General features: G+C 75.0%; 13 protein-coding genes and 1 tRNA gene. 3 read left to right on the forward strand and 11 right to left on the reverse strand.

Annotated features, from left to right (window positions below):
* Positions 1–11: 11 nt before the first annotated feature.
* From ACIQWR_RS37010 to ACIQWR_RS37050, 9 genes are all read right to left on the reverse strand, one after another.
* Complete coding sequence (locus tag ACIQWR_RS37010) at positions 12–248, reverse strand: MbtH family protein (RefSeq protein WP_399256485.1); 237 nt, start codon at positions 246–248, stop codon at positions 12–14.
* A 252-nt stretch (positions 249–500) separates the two neighbouring features.
* Positions 501–1,796 carry a hypothetical protein gene (locus ACIQWR_RS37015; protein ID WP_404019116.1) on the reverse strand — a complete coding sequence of 432 codons (1,296 nt, stop codon included), beginning with the start codon at positions 1,794–1,796 and terminating at the stop codon, positions 501–503.
* Between the two features lie 302 nt (positions 1,797–2,098).
* Positions 2,099–3,124 carry a TauD/TfdA family dioxygenase gene (locus ACIQWR_RS37020; RefSeq protein WP_404019145.1) on the reverse strand — a complete coding sequence of 342 codons (1,026 nt, stop codon included), beginning with the start codon at positions 3,122–3,124 and terminating at the stop codon, positions 2,099–2,101.
* Positions 3,125–3,154: 30 nt separating this feature from the next.
* A complete protein-coding gene (locus ACIQWR_RS37025) occupies positions 3,155–3,424 on the reverse strand; it encodes a phosphopantetheine-binding protein (RefSeq protein ID WP_399256481.1) in 270 nt (89 codons plus the stop codon).
* Positions 3,425–3,429: 5 nt separating this feature from the next.
* Complete coding sequence (locus tag ACIQWR_RS37030) at positions 3,430–4,881, reverse strand: type III PLP-dependent enzyme (protein WP_404019119.1); 1,452 nt, start codon at positions 4,879–4,881, stop codon at positions 3,430–3,432.
* Positions 4,871–6,451 carry a class I adenylate-forming enzyme family protein gene (locus tag ACIQWR_RS37035; protein WP_404019122.1) on the reverse strand — a complete coding sequence of 527 codons (1,581 nt, stop codon included), beginning with the start codon at positions 6,449–6,451 and terminating at the stop codon, positions 4,871–4,873. Before ACIQWR_RS37035 ends, ACIQWR_RS37030 begins: the two co-directional genes overlap by 11 nt.
* Entirely contained in the window at positions 6,448–7,506 is a 1,059-nt protein-coding gene (locus tag ACIQWR_RS37040; RefSeq protein ID WP_404019125.1) for a ketoacyl-ACP synthase III family protein, read from the reverse strand. The genes ACIQWR_RS37035 and ACIQWR_RS37040 overlap by 4 nt, the downstream gene beginning before the upstream one ends.
* A gap of 416 nt (positions 7,507–7,922) precedes the next feature.
* Positions 7,923–10,700 carry a penicillin acylase family protein gene (locus tag ACIQWR_RS37045; protein WP_404019128.1) on the reverse strand — a complete coding sequence of 926 codons (2,778 nt, stop codon included), beginning with the start codon at positions 10,698–10,700 and terminating at the stop codon, positions 7,923–7,925.
* A 188-nt stretch (positions 10,701–10,888) separates the two neighbouring features.
* Positions 10,889–11,881 (reverse strand): BTAD domain-containing putative transcriptional regulator, encoded by a 993-nt coding sequence (locus ACIQWR_RS37050; protein ID WP_404019131.1) that lies wholly within the window; start codon positions 11,879–11,881, stop codon positions 10,889–10,891.
* Between the two features lie 357 nt (positions 11,882–12,238).
* Here ACIQWR_RS37050 and ACIQWR_RS37055 point away from each other — a divergent pair, with 357 nt between their 5' ends.
* Positions 12,239–12,418 (forward strand): hypothetical protein, encoded by a 180-nt coding sequence (locus ACIQWR_RS37055; RefSeq protein WP_404019134.1) that lies wholly within the window; start codon positions 12,239–12,241, stop codon positions 12,416–12,418.
* Between the two features lie 109 nt (positions 12,419–12,527).
* Here the strand turns inward: ACIQWR_RS37055 and ACIQWR_RS37060 are convergent, their stop codons facing one another.
* Both ACIQWR_RS37060 and ACIQWR_RS37065 read right to left on the reverse strand, forming a co-directional pair.
* Positions 12,528–15,536 carry an AfsR/SARP family transcriptional regulator gene (locus tag ACIQWR_RS37060; protein WP_404019137.1) on the reverse strand — a complete coding sequence of 1,003 codons (3,009 nt, stop codon included), beginning with the start codon at positions 15,534–15,536 and terminating at the stop codon, positions 12,528–12,530.
* Between the two features lie 321 nt (positions 15,537–15,857).
* A tRNA-Pro gene (locus ACIQWR_RS37065) sits at positions 15,858–15,931 on the reverse strand.
* Between the two features lie 107 nt (positions 15,932–16,038).
* Between ACIQWR_RS37065 and ACIQWR_RS37070 the strand changes: the two genes are divergently transcribed.
* Entirely contained in the window at positions 16,039–16,527 is a 489-nt protein-coding gene (locus ACIQWR_RS37070; RefSeq protein WP_404019139.1) for a DUF309 domain-containing protein, read from the forward strand.
* 55 nt (positions 16,528–16,582) lie between these two features.
* Positions 16,583–16,700, forward strand: a 118-nt coding sequence (locus ACIQWR_RS37075) for a transposase (RefSeq protein WP_404019149.1), incomplete at its 3' end; no start/stop codon positions are given.

The following is a 16,700-nucleotide window of genomic DNA, read 5'->3' on the forward strand; positions in this document are numbered from 1 at the left end:
TCGGCGCGTGCTCAGCCCGCGGTCGCCGGCGCGGCGGCCTCGGCGGCCTGCCGCTCCATGGCCACGCGCAGGCTCAGCGGCCGCATGTCGGTCCACACCTCGTCGATGTGGGCCAGGCACAGGGCCTTCTCGCCCTGCGGACCCTCGCCGCGCCACCCGGCCGGCAGTTCCCGGTCGGCCGGCCAGATCGAGTACTGCTCCTCGTCGTTGACGACGACCTGGTAGACGGTGCTGTCCTCGCTGCTCATCACTGCGCTCCGATTTCGCTGGGTGGGTTGGTGCCGGCGGGCCCGTGTGACCGCCCGGTGCGGTGCTGGCCGTACGGGCCGGCCGTTCTGTCTTCGATGCTGTCGCCCGGCCCTGATCGGGATCTGGGCCCGCGCTGGGCCCGCGCTGGGCCCGCCCTGGCCGGGCGCGGACGTTCTTCCGGCGGCTTCCGGGCGCCGGTCCGGCGCCCGGCCGGCGGCGCGGTGACCGGTGCCCGGCGACTCACTGACGGCTCACTGAACGCCGACTGAAGGCCGCGCGGCCGGGCCGAGGGCGGGGAACAGCCGGGCCTCGGCCGCGTCGCGGAGGTAGGAGGCTCCGGCGGTGCCGCCGGTGCCGCGCACCTTGCCGATCACCTTCATCGTGATGCCCCAGTGGGTCCGCTTCATCGCTCCCCAGGAATCGTCCAACTTCCGCATCGTGGAGTGGAGTTCCTCCTCGGCGAGCGGGCCGCGCAGCAGGGCGCGGTGCAGCTCCGGCGAGGACTGCTCGACGGTCCGGTAGGCGATGGACTGCACCGCGCTGCGGCCGTCGGTGTTGGCGCGGATCACCGCGAAGGCGTCCTTGGGCATGGTGGTCAGCACCCGGAACACCGCGGAGGTCCCGGTGACCTGCCGCGTCGCGTCCGTCAGCAGCTCCCGGGCCAGGTCGGCCCGGCCGGTGGCCACCGCGTCGGTGGCGGCCCCTATGGACCGGGCGACGGCGGCGAAGACCGCCTCGAAGACCTGGATGATCCGGATGAACATCTGCTCGTCGTGGCAGCGGGTGGTCGGGGTCAGCGTCAGTTCCACCGCCCGCAGCACGTCGGCCGGCACCGCGTCCCGCGCCGCCGCGACCGCGTCGGCGCAGGCCCGGACCAGCTCGGCCGGATCGTCCGGCGCCGCCTGCGGCCCGGCGGCGTCCGCGCAGCCGGCCGGGAGACCGGCCGCGGCGGTGAGGGCGCGCAGGGCCGCCCGGGTACGGGCCCGCCCGGCCGGGGCTCCGACCAGCGTGGCGGCCTCGACGGCGACCACGTCGGCCAGCAGGGCGGTGATCACCTGCTCCGTGCGGGCGCCGGCCCCGGAGGCGGACAGGGACGCGGCCGCGGAGCCGGAGCCCGACGCGGCCAGCGAGGCGTAGACCGGAGTGCCGAGGTAGCTGTCGTAGTCGCCCTGCGCACCGTCCACCACCTGCGGCAGCCAGTCCGCGAGCAGCCGCGCGGCGGCCCCGTCCGGCGTGGCGGGTGCGACGGCGCGCAGGGCGCCCAACAACTCCGCGCCGACCTCGTTCTTGCCGACGGCCCGGTAGTGGCCGAGGACCGCGCGGTAGGGGAAGCGGGCGGCCTCCCGGCCCTCGACCCGCCAGTGCGCCAGTGCGCGCAGCGCGCGGTGCGGGTCCAGATCGGCCGGGTCCGGCCGGGCGGCGGCCAGGCTGGGGCCGCCGACACCGGGCGCCCGGGTCGGGTCCACGGCCGGTTCGAGGGCCGGGGCGGTGGCGGGAGCGGTGCAGACGGCCCCGGCGGCGGGGGCCGGGGAGAGGGCGGTGGTCACGGGTGGCTCCGATCGGTGGACGGCCGGGCCGGGAACGGCCCGGTGGGGCGGCGGCCGCGGGACAGCGGCCTGCCGGTGGTTGCGGGGAGCGCCGCGCACGGCATCGACGTACGGGCGCAGGGGCATGCCGGCGTACGGGCGTACGGGCGTACGGGTGCAGCGGCGTACGGGCGTACGGGCACGCAGGTGTCCCGGCCGACCGGCGGACCGGCGTCGGGAGGTGCGCCCGCACGCGGGCGTGACGGCGCAGCCTGGCCGGGGCCCAGGAAGGGCCGCCCCGGCCAGGCTGCGGAGGTGGTGGATCAGGCGGGGTGCGCGGCGGGGCCGGTCGGGTCGGCCAGCACGTAGCCGTCGCCCGCCCGGTGGGCGCGCGAGCGGCGCAGGTCGGCGAGGACGAAGGTGCGCTGGAGCCAGCGGTCGGTGCCGTCGAAGCGCGGGCTGAACGCGGTGCGCCCGTGCACGGTGATCCGGTTGTCGACGACGGCGAGGTCGCCGGGCTCCAGCCGGGCGGTCCGGGCGGTGCGTTCGAAGAGGAGTTGGAGCTCGGCCAGCGCGGCCGCGGCCCGCTCGGTGAGCGGTTCGGTGGCCGCCATGTCCACGCGCAGGTCCGGGTCCTCGTACGCCCCGGTGAGCACCGCGTGCGGTGCGGCGGGGCCGACGCCGACGCCGAAGGACGGCGGCGGCGCGGTGCGGAACTCCGGCCGGTGCAGCGCCGAGCGGGTCTGCGCGTCCAGCAGCGGCAGCACCTCGCGCACGCAGGAGGTCCGCAGTCCGGCCAGCCCCTCCGGGTCGGCGCGCAGGCACAGCAGCATGACGAAGTCCGGCCGGTGCGGGTGGAAGGCGTTCTCGTTGTGGAAGGTGAGCAGCACCGAGCCCGCGTTGCCCTGGAACTCCTCGCGCCCCGGCACCGGGACGACGTCCTGCACGAGCGCGCCGGTCTTCTCGGGCCGGAAGGCGGCGGGGTCGCCGAGCCCGCAGGCGACGAGCATCAGCACCGACGCCGGTACGGTCGCGGTGCGCTGCACCGAGCCGTCGCTCAGCGGTGTGTCGCCGAGCTCGGACCCGGCGACCGGCAGCCCGCGCACGAGCAGGGCGCCACCGGGTCCGGGCGCCCGGCGGAAGTCCCGCAGGGCCCGGCGCAGCCGGGTCGGCAGTTCCTCCCAGTGGTCACGGGCCGAGTCCACCCAGGCGGGGTCGTCGACCAGGGTGCCTTCCGGCCGGTCGCGGAGCAGTGCGGCGACCCGTGCGGTGGCGGCCGTCTCGGCCCCGGTGAGCACCAGGTCCGGTGCTGATATTTCGATGTCCAGTGATACCGGCACGGATGCCAGCCTTTCTCTCAGCGGTGGTGTGCGTGCCGGTCAGCGCGGTACGGCCGGGTCCAGCCGCCCGGAGACGACCTCCCACAGGCTGCCGACGGTCTCGAAGGCCTCCGGGCCCAACTCCTCGTCCGGGATGGACACCTGGTAGGCCTCCTCCAGCCGCACCAGCAGCTCGACGATGGCCATCGAGTCCAGCCCGGCGCCGCGCAGCCCGGCCTCGGCGGACAGCGGCCGCTCCTCGGCGAGCCGCGGCAGCAGCTCGGCCAGGACGTCCTCGTACCGGTCGTCCCAACGGGGTCGTGTGGTCATGCGGTTCAGCTCCTTGCGGTGCGACCGACGAGGTCGCGTCGGTCACTCTGGTGATCGTTCTGGTGGTGGTCGTTCTGGTCGTGGTCGCTCTGGTCGTGGTCGCTCTGGTCGTGGTCGTTCTGGTGGTCGGGCCGGTCATGGACGGGCAGCGGCCGGCGGGTCAGGGCCAGCCGGTCGGCGCTGACCACGCGGCCGTCCCGGACGGTGATCTCCGCCGGGGCCGGACGGCCGAGGAAGCCGAGCAGGCTCGCGGTGGCGCCGTACGCACCGACGTTCGGCACGGCCAGCAGGGCGCCGGGCCGCGGCACCACGGCTTCCGTGGCCCGGCTGATCACGTCGGCGGGGGTGCACAGCGGCCCCACCAGGGCCACCCGGCGGGTCACGGGGCCTGCCACCGCCGGGTCGGCGTCCGGGTCGGGGTCGGGGTCGGTGAGGTGCAGGGGTTCGGCGCGCAGCGAGGGCAGTCGGCCCACCCCCGACAGCCCGCCCAGGTGGTTGATCCCGCTGTCCAGCACGCCGTAGGTGGTGCCGCGGCTCTCCTTGACCTCGGTGACGGTGCAGACCAGTCGTCCGCTGTCGCCGACGAGGTAGCGGCCGGACTCGAAGGCCAGCTCCAACCGCCCCCGCCAGCCCGGCAGGTGCTCGTCCAGCGCGGCCTCCAGCGGTGCGCGCACCACGTCGTAGAGCGGTCGCTCGCCCGGCGCCGCGTACGGGCAGGCGAAGCCGCCGCCGAGGTCGAGCATCCGCAGCGGACGGCCCCAGTGGGCCTCCAGCGCGGCGGCGGTGCGTATCGAGGCGACGGCCTCCGCGAGCAGCCCCTGCGGATCGACGGCATTGGTCAGCGGGAAGAAGTGCAGCCCCCACAGCTCCGTACCCTCGACCGTGAGTTCCGCGATGTCGGGCAGACCGTCCGCGATGTCGTGGCCGAACTGCGAGGCGCCGCCGGTCATCCGCAGACCGACGCCCGCTCCCGCGCCCGCACCGTTGATCCGCAGCAGGCAGCGCGCCGTCACGCCCCGGGCGCGGGCGGCGGCGCCGACCCGGCGCAGGTCCGCGGGCGACTCGACCGAGAAGGTGCGCACTCCCGCGGCCAGGGCCTCGCCCAGCTCCGCGGCGGTCTTGCCCGGGCCGCCGTAGAGGCAGTCGGCTCCGTCGAATCCCGCGGCCAGGGCGGCGGCGAGTTCGCCGGTGGAGCAGATCTCCGGGCGGCAGCCGGCCAGTCGCAGGGTGCGGACCAGCTCGGGGTGCGGGTTCGCCTTGAGGGAGTAGTACAGGTGGGAGCGCTCGGGCAGGGCGGCGCGCAGGTCCGCCGCGGCCCGCTCGACCCGGGTCAGGTCGTACACGTACAGCGGGCTGCCGTAGCGCAGCGCCAGCTCGGCGGCCAGCACGTCCTCGGCGCGGGGGTCGGTCGTGGGGGGCGTGGTGGGTGGGGTCGTGGCGGGTGGGTCAGTGCGCATCGCTCTCCAGCGCCTTTCGGTCGGTCTTGCCGTTGGGGGTGAGGGGCAGCCGGGCGACGACCCGGCAGTCGGCGGGCACCTTCGCCGCCTCCAGGCGTTCTTCGAGCCCCTCGATCACCCGGCGGGCGGTGAGCCCGTCCGCACCGGTGACGACCAGGCGCAGGTCGAGCCCGTCCCGGGGCGGCAGCGCGGCGGCGGCCCGTACGCCGGGCACGTCCAGCGCGGCCGCCTCGATCTCCGTGGTGCTCATGCGGACGCCGCGCCGCTTGAACTGGTCGTCGACGCGCCCGCTGATGTAGAGGTGGCCGTCCGCGTCCAGCCGGCCGTGGTCACCGGTGTGCAGTCGGGTACGCCCGGTGTGCGGGTCCGGGCGGTAGCGGCCGGCGGTCGGTCCGGGCGCGTTCCAGTAGCCGGTCATCACGTGCGGGCCGCCGACGACGATCTCGCCGACCTCGCCCGGCGGCAGGGGTCGGCCCCGCCCGTCGAGCACCTCGACGGTGGTGCCGTCCAGGGGCAGGCCCACCGACCCGGGGCGTTCCCGGTCGACGTCCGGTTCGGCGATGGTGACCCGCTTGCACTCGGTGATGCCGTACATCGCCACCACGGCCGCACCCGGGAAGCCGGAGCGCAGCGCCTCGATGGTGGAACCGGCCAGTGCGGCGCCGGTGTTGGTGAAGAGGCGGACGTGCTCCGGCGGCGCGCCGCGGGCCGCGAGGCGGCACAGCATCTCGGCGAGCGAGGGCACCACCGGCACCACGGTGGCCCGGTGCGTGCGCAGCAGCGTCAGGACGCGGACCGGCGCGGCGGCGTCCGCCAGCACCACCTCGGAGCCGCCGATCGCGGCCAGCAGGAGTTGGTAGAGCCCGTAGTCGAAGGAGAGCGGCAGCGCGGCGAGCACGACGTCCCGCGGTCCGTAGCCGAGCCGGTGGGCGATCGCGCGGGCAGCGAAGACCACTTGGCGGTGGGTGCAGACCACGCCCTTGGGGGCGGAGGTGCTGCCGGAGGTGTAGATCAGCTGGGCGATCGCGTCGACCGGCGGCCGGCCGTCGATCGCGCGGGCCGCCCCCACCTCGGGTCCCGCGTCCGGGGCGGGGCCCCGCAGGAGTTCCTCGGGCGTGACCGTACGGGCGCCGCAGGCGGCGACCGCCGCGCGGACCGGCTCCGTCTCGGCCGGGTCGAGCACCACCACCGCGGGAGCCGCGTCCGTCAGCACCCCGCCCAGCACGAAGGCCTTCAACTCCGGGTTCAGCGGCACCGCGACGGCGCCTGCGCGCAGGACGCCGTAGTACAGCGCGACGAACTCCCGCCGGTTGCCGAGCCGCAGGACCACCCGGTCGCCGGGTACGACGCCGGCCCCGTCGCGCAGCCGGGCGGCCACCGTGCGGCTGGCCGCGGCCAGTTCGGCGTAGCTCCAGGCGCCGGAGGCGTCGCGGACGGCGCTCGCGGCGGGACGGGCGGCCGCCGCGGCGTCGAGCAGGTCGACGACGAGCGTGCCGTCGTCGGACGCGGGCACGGGCACGGGCGCGGGCTCGGTGGCGTCGCCTCGCGTGCCGAGGGCGGTGGCGCTCATGCGGACCAGCCCGAGGGGTCGGTGATCTCGACGACCGCGCTGGTGCAGCTGTAGCCGGTGCCGCCGCCGACCAACAACACGCGCTCCCCCGCGCCGACTTCGCCGGTCTCCAGCAGTTCGTTCAGTCCGGCGAAGTGGTCGCCCGCGCCCAGGTGGCCGACCTCGCGGCAGAACTCCCAGTTGGAGTACTTCTCCTCGATGCCCAGTTGGTGCTCCAACTGCCAGGTCAGCCGCTGGCGTCCGGTGGCGTTGAGCACCACCCGGTCGATCCGCTCGATCGGCGTGTCGGCATCGGCCAGCGCGGCCCGGATCGAGTCGGCCGCCACCTCGGCGGTGCGCAGCGTCGCCGCCCGCATGTTGCGGTGTGCGCGGAAGTACTCCTCGGCCCGCGTCCCCAGGTCGACCGGCCTGGGCTCGTCCTGCGGCCCGGACCGGAAGCCGGCGCCCCGGGCCAGGCCCTCCAGCGAGTTGTCCACCCGGGTCGCGGTGGCCAGCAGGCGGGCGGTCGCCGCTTCGGGCGAGGAGGTCAGCACCAGCGCGGTGCCGCCGTCGCCGTAGACCATGCCCCGTTCGGCCCGCCACCGGTCGAAGGCCGGGGGCGCGAAGCGGTCGGCCGTGGTCAGCAGCACGGCCTCGTCCTCGCCGGCCGGGCGCGAGCGCAGCTGGCGGGCGGCCAGCTCCAGCCCGGCCAGGCCCGCGTTGCACTGCTGCAAGAGGTCGAAGGCGGGCACGGCCGACCCGACCGCGTGCTGCGCGACGTAGGCCGCGGACGGCCACAACTCCGCTCCTTGGAACCACAGGTAGCTGTGGAACACGGCGGCGACCCGCTCCGCGGCCGGGCCGGAACGGCGCAGCGCGGTGCGGGCCGCGCGGACGGCCATTTCCGGTGCCGACAGGTCGTCCGGCCCGTCGGCCACGGCCGAGCTGACCGAATGGATCTGGTTCACGGCGTGTTCCGCGGCGTCGTACGCGCCCGTCGCGACCGCCTCGGCGGCGTTCGTGCGGTCGGCCAGCCAGACACCCGTGCCTGCCAGGTACACCTGCTCCCAGCGCATGTCTCTCCGATCTCCGGCCCCGCGGCAGGGCGCCCGGGGCGACTGTCGGTCCCGATGTTTCCGCCCGCCGCCTGCCGCACGGTTGCCCTGCACTGACGGCCCGGTCGGTGTCGCCCTGACCGCGCACCGACCGCGCGCTGGCCGGGCACTGGCCGGGCACTGGCCGGGCACTGGACCCTTGCTGGCCCGTTGCTGACGGTGCGCCGGCCATGTGCTGGCCGTGTGCTGACCGCGCGCCGACCGGGCACGGGCGAGGAAGTGACGGGGTACCGGCGGGGCGCCGGTCGCGCGCTGACGGGCCGCTGACGCACGACGGGCCGTCGACGGTGACACCGCCGACGGCCCGCGTGTGCCGGACCGGAGTCCGACGGAAGCCCTGCTGAATCGCTACTGAAGCCCTACTGAATCCCGCCGCCCTACGAGGGGGCGACCGCGGGGGTGAGGCGCAAGCGATCGCGCGCCGCCGCTTCCACGGCCGCCGCTCCGTACGGCCACGGCAGGCTGCCGCCCTTGACCCACGGGCCGATCTGGTCGGTGTAGGTGTCCGCACCGGCGTGGCCCGACGCACCGGTCAGGTTGATCCAGCGGGAGCGCTCGAAGTCCGCGAGGTCCACCACCATCCGCATCGACGGCACCCAGATCACCTCGAAGCCCTTCTGCGGGTCCCAGCCGTTGGCCAGCACCGAGTCGGTGCCGCCGCCCACGCCGACCGGGTCGGCGTTCAGCAGCCACTGGAGCGGCGCGGGACCGCCGGCGCCCAGGGTCGGGTTCTCCAGCGTGAGGGTGTGCAGGGCACCCCACTTCCACTTCTTCGGATCGGCGCCGAGCCGCCCGCGCAGCTCCTTGGCGGCCTCCTCCATCGCCTTGCCCAGCATGGCGTCCCGGCCGTGCACGGACGGGTCGGTGGCGCTGGTCCACCAGATGCTGTCGGGCCGGTCGAGCAGGCCGCGCACCACGTCGAACCAACGACCGCCGCCGTCCGGGTAGGCGTAGCCCTTGACCCCGGCCTCGGCGAGACGGTCCGTGAAGGCGCTCTTCAGCAGCTCGCGCCAGACCGCGTTGAAGTAGGCGGCCGGCGCCGAGTCGGCGCCCTGGGAGAAGTCCCAGCCGCGCAACAGGTCCTGGGCTGACTTGGCGTCCGCGCCCACCTCGACCTGGAGCAGCCGCGGCGCCAGGGTGGCGGCGTTGCCGTTCCAGCTGTCCTGGGTGATCCGCTCCATGGCCGCGACGTCCAGCTTGCCGCCCTGCTCGATCAGCTGGGCGATCCGCTGGCTGCGGTAGCCGGTGCCCCAGCTGCTGCCGATGAGGTGCGGGTAACCGGGGCCGACCACCGCGTTGTTGGCGGTGACGATGTAGCCCTCGGGCGGATTGAAGCTGGTGGGCAGCTGGTCGAAGGGCAGGTAGCCGGTCCAGTCGTAGGCCCCGGTCCAGCCCGGCACCGGGTGCCGGCTGTCGCCCGCCTTGCGGACGGGTATGCGGCCCGGGGTCTGGTAGCCGATGTTCCCGGCCGTGTCCGCGTAGATCATGTTCTGCACGGGCGAGGCGAAGACCGCGGCGGCCGCGCGGAACTCGTCCCAGTTCTTGGCCCGGTCCAGGGCGAAGAGGGCGTCCATGGTGGGGGCCGGGTCCAGCGCCGTCCACTGCATCGCGACCGCGTAGTCCTCCTGCGGGCCGCGCGGCGGTACGTCGGGCTCCTTGCCGTCGTCGGCCACTTCGTCGGCGGACTTCAGCACGTCGGAGATGAGCGGGCCGTGCAGGGTCGAGCGGACGGTCAGGTCGACGGCGGGGGCGCCGGCCACCTTGATCCGCTCCTGGCGGACGACCAACGGCTTCTGCTCGCCCTGGTGTTCGTAACTGGAGCCCTTGACCTTCTCCACGAAGAGGTCCGAGTCCGCGGCGCCCAGGTCGGTGAAGCCCCAGGAGATGTCGGCGTTGTGGCCGATCACCACGCCCGGCATCCCCGCGAAGGTGAAGCCGGTGACGTCGTAGGGGCACTCGGGGCCGACCCGGTTGCAGTGCAGGCCGACCTGGTACCAGATGCCCGGGAGGGAGGGGGTCAGGTGGGGATCGTTCTCCAGCAGCGGCTTGCCGGTGGTGGTGCGACTGCCGGACACCACCCAGGAGTTGGACCCGATGCCGATGCCCTGCGGGCCGAGGACGGCGGCCAGCACCTTGCGCACCCCGGCGCTGTCGGCCAGCGCTGTCGAGGCCCCGGCGGGAACGACGGGCGCCGCTCCGGCGGCGGGCGCGGACGGCGCGGCGGGCGCCGCGGACGGGGTCGACGCGGCGGACGGGGTCGCGGTGACCGGAGCGTTCGCGGGAGCGTTCGGCGGGGCGGGCGCCCGGTCGGGGACGATCGGCGACCAGCGCGTGAAGTCGTAGCCCGGGTGGAGGTCGTCGGCCGTGCCGGCGGGCAGCTTGGCCGCCAGCATCGCCTGCTGGAACTGGTCGATCATGCCGGTGTTGAGGTTCCAGGCCATGGTCTTCAGCCAGGACACCGAGTCGGCGGGGGTCCACGGCTCGGGCCGGTAGTCGCCGGAGACGAATCCGAGCACCGGGTACTCGACCGACAGCTCGGCGCCCTTGTTCTGGGCGAGGTAGGCGTTCACCCCGTCGGAGAAGGCCCTCAGGTACGCCTGCGTCTGCGGTGACAGCATGGCCACCTCCTGCTCGGCCACCCGGTACCAGCCGAAGGTGCGCGCCACCTTGTCGGTCTGCACCTGGCTCGGGCCGAACATCTCGGCGAGCCGGCCCGCGGTGACGTGCCGCTGGGTGTCCATCTGCCAGAAGCGGTCCTGGGCCTGCGCGTAGCCCTCGGCCATGAACAGGTCGTGCGCGGTGTCGGCGTAGATCTGGGGGATCCCGGAGGCGTCCCGCACGATCCGGGCCTCGCCCTTCAGGCCGGGGACGCTGGTGCTGCCGGCGAGCTGGGGCAGCGAGCGCTGGACCGTCCACTGCACGTACCCGGCCAGGCCGGCGACCGCCAGCACCAGCAGCGCGGTGAACGCCACCACGGTGCGCAGGAGGATCCGCCGCAGCCGACGGCGGCGGGCGGGGCGCGCGGGGGCCGGAGCGTCCTGGTCGGGGGTCCCGGGGTCGGCCGGTGTCACGGCGGCCCCGGGGCCGGGGGCCGGACCGGAACCGTCCGGCGGGGCCGTGTCGGCGGTGTCGGCCGTTTCGGGCTGGACTGTCATGGGGTGGCGCTTCCTTGTCTTTGCGGATCCACGGATCCACGGATCTACGGATCTACGGATCTACGGCCATGGCGAACACCGCCGTGCGCGGGCCACGGGCGCGGCGCACGGCGGTGGGGCGACGGACGGGGTCGGGAGGGAGAGGGAGAGAGGGATGGAGGGAGAACGGGGTGGGCGGGCCGGCGGCCTCAGCGGGCCAGCCGGGCCGCGCCTTCGGCCCAGGGGTCGCGGGCGGGGGCGGTGGGGGCGGGCCCGACCAGGGTCAGGTGGGGGCGGCCGGTCTCGGGCCCCGCGCCGAACGGCGCGGCCGCCGCGCCGGTGTGGCCCGGTTCCCCGGCCGCCGCGGCCGGGGCGAGGCGCGCGAAGGGGTCGGGGCGGCGCGCGAGGATCGCCTCCTCGATGCCGCGCAGTTCGGGTCCGGGCAACAGCCCTAGGTTCTCCATCAGGGTGTGCCGGGCCCGCTGGTAGGCGGCCAGCGCGTCGGCCTGACGGCTGCCCCGGTAGAGCGCCACCATGAGCAGGGCCCAGAGGCGTTCGCGGTACGGGTGTTCGGAAGTGAGGACCAACAGGTGGGGCACCAGACGGGCGTGGCCGCCGAGTTCGAGCGCCAGCTCGGTGTGCTCCTCGACGACCGCCAGGCGCAGCTCCGCGAGCCGGGTGCGCTCGACGTCGAGCAGCGGGCCGCTCACGCCCGTGAGCGCGGGACCGGGCCAGGCGGCCAGGGCGGTGGCCAGCGTGCGCTCGGCCGCCTCCGGTCGGCCGCCGGACCGCAGCGCCCGGGCCTCGGCCACGGCCTGCTCGAAGCGCCCCAGGTCGCACTGCTGGGGGCCGATGGAGAGCCGGTAGGAGGCGCCGACCCGGGTGAGGACGCCCCCGGCGGTGCGCGGCGCCCGGTCGGGCTCGACGAGCTTGCGCAGTTTGGACACGTACGCCTGCACGAGGTTGGCGCCGTCCAGCACGGCGGTGTCGCCCCAGATCCCGTCGATCAGGTGGTCACGGCCGACGGGCGAGCCCGCGCGGAGCAACAGGACGGCCAGCAGGGCCCGCTGACGGGGAGCACCGAGCGGGAGTTCGACGCCGTTCCGCCATCCCCTTACCTCGCCCAGCAGTTCGAAGCTGAGGTCGGCCGGGTGCGCGGCAGAGGTGGGGTGCGCGGTCGAAGGAGACAGAAGGGCAGTCATGGCAACCTCCGCTGGCCCGGGTCCATCGTGTGGCGGTTCGGGGGCAGCTGTGGGGAGTACGGTGCGGGGTCGGGTCGGCCGGGGCCGGGGTGCGGTGCGCGGTCCGGACGGACCGGGTGGGTCCGGCGCCAGGCACCGGCCCAGTGGCCGACCACCGCACGGTTGGAATGGTGCACCTGGCGCATATACGGAGGATCCTCGGGCGCGCAGACAACGGGCGCGACAGCGGTGATCGCGCATATATCCGTCGTAGAGCGGCCTGGATCACTCTTGTTCCAGAGCAGCCGGAACCGACACGGTGTGACCGGCTCTCCCCTACATACGCAGGCATCGATCCACGAAGCGGACGGCAACCCCATGAAGCGCTCCATCACCACCCTGGCCCTGCGCAAGACCGCGATCGTCCTCACCGTCGGCTGCGCCGCCGCGCTGTTCTCGGTGGCGGTCTCCCCCTCGGACGCCCCGGCACCGGGCCACGCGGTGACCGTCGTCGCCGGCGGCCCGGTCACCCCGACCGAGTGGAACAGCCAGGGCTGATCCGCGGCCCCCGCCGCACGCCCCGTTCAGCCCGATCAGCCCGTAGAGCCGCTCGCGCTCACGGGCCGACGGCGTTCACGGGCCGATGGTGTTCACGGGCCGGCGATGCTCACGGAGCGGTCGCCAGCTCCAACGACCGGGCCAGCTCCTCGGCCTGGTCCACGTCCGGCAGCCCGAGTTGGGCGTAGACGTCACGGGCCTGCTGGGCCCGGGCCGACGCCCCCGCGGTGTCCCCGGTCTCGGCCAGGGCGCGGGCCAGGGCCAGCAGGCAGTGCCCGCGCTGCTGTTGGGAGCCCAGCTCCTCGCTCAGCGCCAGGGCCCGCCCGGCCTCCGCGAGGGCCTCGTCGTAGCGGCCCAGGTCCAGCAGGCTGCCCGAGAGCATGAACCTCGCCTGGGTCTCGCGTCCCCGCAGCCGGGCCGCCGCGCACACCTCCAGGCAGGCGGTGTAGCTGACGACGGCGTCGGCGTGCCGCCCCAGCTCGTGCAGCGCCATGCCGTGCACGTACCAGGCGTACGAGGTCACGTGCGGGTCCCGCTCGGTGCGCAGCCGGTCCAGCGCGGCCTCGCACACCTCCACCGCGTCGACGGGGCGGCCGCTGCGCACCCGGGCCTGGGCCGCGTTCAGTTCGGTGGTCAGCTCCCCCGAGCGGTGTCCCAGCCTCCTGGCGAGCTCCACCGCCCGGTCGTAGAACATCGCCGCGTCCGTGAAGCGCCGCTGCCACTGCGCGATCAGCCCGCGGTCGTTGAGGATCTGCCGCAGGATGACCTCGTCCCCGGCCCGCGTACAGGCCTCGGTCGCGAGGCGGGTGTGCAGCTCGGCCTCGGCCAGCCGGGTGTACTGCAGGGCGGCGTTGCCGCACACGAAGCGCGCCCGTGCCTCGGCGTGGTCGTCGCCGCGCGCCGCCGCCGCGTCGGCCACCTTGCGGGCGGCGGTGGCCAGTTGCAGGTAGGGGATGTCCTGCCCGAAGGGGCTCATCGCGACCAGCAGGTCGGCCGCGGCCCGCAGGGTGCGGGAATCACCGCCCGCGGGGCCCTGCGCGGCCAGGGCGGCCGCGTTGGCGGCGCAGTCGAACTCCTGCGTCACCCAGGCGCGCGCGTCGGCGAGCGCGGCGAAGCGCGGCCCCGCCTCGGGCCGGCCGCCGAGGATCGCGCCGACCGGGTCGCCCGGCACCATCGTCTGGAAGGCGGCGCACGAACCGTCCAACAGGAAGTCGAGGAGCCGCCCCAGCGCCGCCGCCCCGTCGTCGCCGTCCGCCTCGTCGGGTCCCGGCTGCTCGGGCCCGACGAGCTGGAGCGCGAAGGAGCGCACCAGGTCGTGGTAGCGGTAGTGGCCGGGCCGCGGCGCCTCCAGCATCGCCGCGTCGACCAGCGCCTCCAGCAGCTCCTCGGCGTCGTACTCGTCCATGCCCAGGGTCGCCGCGGCGGCGGCCGTTCCGATGCCCTGCCGGGTGACCGGCGCGAGCAGCCGGAACGCCCGTGCCTGGGCGCGGGTCAGCTGGCGGTAGCCGAGCTCGAAGACGGCCGCGACGGCCAGGTCACCGGCGCGCAGCTCGCCGATGCGCAGCCGTTCGTCGGCGAGGCGGCCGGTCATCGTCGCCACCCGCCAGCGGGGCCGGGCCGCGAGCCGCGCCGCCACGATGCGCACCGCGAGCGGGAGGTGCCCGCACAGGGCGACCAGCTCGACGGCGGCCTCCGGCTCCTCGTCGATGCGGCCGGCCCCGACGATCGCCCGCAGCAGGGCGATCGCCTCGCCGGTGTCGAAGACGTCGAGGTCGCTCTGCAGGGCGGTGGAGAGCCCGGCGAGCACGGCCCGGCTGGTGACGATGACCCCGCAGTCGGCGGAGCCGGGGAGCAGCGGCCGGATCTGCGCGGGGTCGCGGGCGTTGTCCAGTACGACCAGGATGCGGCGTCCGTCGAGGGTCGTGCGGAAGAGCAGCGCCCGGTCCTCGGTCGAGGCGGGCATCCCGTGGCCGGGGATGCCCAGCGCGGTCAGGAAGCTGCCCAGGACGGCCCCCGGGTCGGCGGGCTCCAGGCCGTTGCCGCGCAGGTCGGCGTAGAGCTGGCCGCCCCCGAATTCCGGTTTGGCCTGGTGGGCGACCTGGAGGGCGAGGGTGCTCTTGCCGATCCCGCCCATGCCGGTGACGGACACCACCGCGAGGGAGGGGCGCGCCGGGTCGGTCAGCGCCCGGTAGAGGCCCTGGACCTGCTCCTGGCGGCCGGTGAAGTCGGAGATGTCGGCGGGTAGCTGGGCGGGCCGGGTGGGTGCGGGCGCCTCCTTGGACGCCTCGGCCACCGGTTCCGGTTCGGGTCCGCCGGGATCGGCCGGGTGGTCCCGGACCTCGGCCGGCTGGCCCATCAGGAGCGGGTCGTTCGCGAGGATGCGCTCGTGCAGGGCGCTCAGTTCGGGACCGGGGTCGATGCCCAGTTCGTCGGCCAGCACCCGGCGGGCCCGGCCGAAGGCGGCGAGCGCGTCGGCCTGGCGGCCCATCGCGTACAGCGCGCGCATCAGGAACCCGTACGGCCGTTCCTGGAGCGGGTGTTCGTGCGTGAAGCCGATGAGGTCGGGGATGACGAGCCCGTGCCGCCCCTGGCGGAGGTCGTGCTCGAAGCGCTCCTCGACCAGGGCGAGCCGCAGCGCGGAGAACCGCGAGCGCTGCTGCTCGGCGAACGGACCGGGCACGCCCGCCAGCGGCTCGCCGCTCCACAGGGCGAGGGCCTCGGCGAGCAGCCTGCCGCACTCCTCTTCCTGCCCGGTCGCCCGGGCGCGCGCGGCCCCGGCCGCGAGCTCCTCGGCGTACAGCGCGTCCACCGAGCGGGGCGGCACCAGCAGCTGGTAGCCGTCGCGCAGCGATACGAGGACCTTGGGCGCGGAGCGGTCCTCCTCCACGATCTGGCGCAGCCGCCAGGCGTGGGTGCGCAGGCTCGACAGGGCCGAATCGGGCGCTTCCTCGCCCCAGATCGAGGCGAGCAGTTCGTGCGCGGGCGTGGCCCGGCCCGCGCGCAGCAGCAGCGCGGTCAGCAGGGCCTGTTGCTGCGGCGATCCGGTGGTCAGGGCGCACCCGTCCCGAACGACCCGCACGGCTCCGAGCACGGTGAACCGGATGCCGGCTTCCCCCATGAGTCCCGATTTCCTTCCCCACTGGTCACGTGAGATCGCGGTGGAGCGCCCCCCGGCAACTCCACCGATTCAACCTGGTCGTCACACCATAAAGTGAGACGAATCCATCGTCTCAGAGCCGTCCGGGCGAATGGGTGGCCAGTACACGGCATCCACCCCAGGAGACGGGAAACGGCCGTTGCGGGTTCCTCCCGAACGGCCGGACTGCCGTCTGACCCGTTCTGACCGCCTTGGTCCCACTGGTCTCCGACAACGACCAAGGGGCCGTTTCAGATTGCTCTGAAACGGCCCCTGATCTGCGACTACGAGGCGAACCTCTAGTCGGGACGACAGGATTTGAACCTGCGACCCCTTGACCCCCAGTCAAGTGCGCTACCAAGCTGCGCCACGTCCCGGTGCCCCTGTCACCTGGGGTTTCCCCCGGGTGGCGGTGCATGGGAAACATTACCCCACGTCGGGGGGTGTGCACGCACCGGCGAGGGGCCGGGGGGAGGATGGGGGCGTGGACGCGGGAGCGAGGGACCGGGACGGTGAGGGACGGGCGCGCAGCGCGCGGCCCCGTGACGGGCTGGGGCGACCCCTGCCGTACGGGGCGGCGGGAGTCGAGCGGCAGCCCGAGGGCGTGGTGCGGACCCCGGAGGCGACGGTGCGCGAGGCGCAGCGGTTGCTGGACGCGGGGATGCCGTTCCACGCGCACGAGGTGTTCGAGGACGCCTGGAAGTCGGGCCCGGCGGAACAGGCCCCGCTGTGGCGGGGGCTCGCGCAGCTCGCGGTCGGACTGACCCACGCGGCGCGCGGCAACGCGGTGGGCGGTGCCCGGCTGTTGCGACGCGGCGCGGCCTCCCTCGCCGGGGTGCGGGGCGCGCACGGCATCGACGTACCGGGGCTGGTCCGGTGGGCCGACGAGCTGGCCCACCGGGTGGCGGCCGGTCCGGCCGGCGGTCCGGCCGTCGACCCGGTGCGCGAGGCGCCGCGGCTAGGCAGTGTCTGATGGCTCTTGCCCTGCATGGTGGATCTACCGCTGTTCCGGGCAGGAGTCGGTCATGGTGCGTCGGCATGAACTGACGAATGCTCAGTGGGAACGCATAGCCCCGCTGCTGCCGGAGACCGGGAACCCGGGTGGGCGGTGGGCTGATCACCGCACCGTGGTCAACGGTGTGTTCT

Origin of the sequence: Streptomyces sp. NPDC098789 (assembly GCF_044759975.1) — a bacterium.
Classification (GTDB): domain Bacteria; phylum Actinomycetota; class Actinomycetes; order Streptomycetales; family Streptomycetaceae; genus Streptomyces.

Coding starts and splice junctions, on each gene's coding strand:
- ACIQWR_RS37055 (WP_404019134.1), top strand. CDS start 12,239: ATGAAGCGCTCCATCACCACCCTGGCCCTGCGCAAGACCGCGATCGTC.
- ACIQWR_RS37010 (WP_399256485.1), bottom strand. CDS start 248: ATGAGCAGCGAGGACAGCACCGTCTACCAGGTCGTCGTCAACGACGAG.
- ACIQWR_RS37030 (WP_404019119.1), bottom strand. CDS start 4,881: ATGCGCACTGACCCACCCGCCACGACCCCACCCACCACGCCCCCCACG.
- ACIQWR_RS37060 (WP_404019137.1), bottom strand. CDS start 15,536: ATGGGGGAAGCCGGCATCCGGTTCACCGTGCTCGGAGCCGTGCGGGTC.
- ACIQWR_RS37025 (WP_399256481.1), bottom strand. CDS start 3,424: ATGACCACACGACCCCGTTGGGACGACCGGTACGAGGACGTCCTGGCC.
- ACIQWR_RS37050 (WP_404019131.1), bottom strand. CDS start 11,881: ATGACTGCCCTTCTGTCTCCTTCGACCGCGCACCCCACCTCTGCCGCG.
- ACIQWR_RS37045 (WP_404019128.1), bottom strand. CDS start 10,700: ATGACAGTCCAGCCCGAAACGGCCGACACCGCCGACACGGCCCCGCCG.
- ACIQWR_RS37040 (WP_404019125.1), bottom strand. CDS start 7,506: ATGCGCTGGGAGCAGGTGTACCTGGCAGGCACGGGTGTCTGGCTGGCC.
- ACIQWR_RS37035 (WP_404019122.1), bottom strand. CDS start 6,451: ATGAGCGCCACCGCCCTCGGCACGCGAGGCGACGCCACCGAGCCCGCG.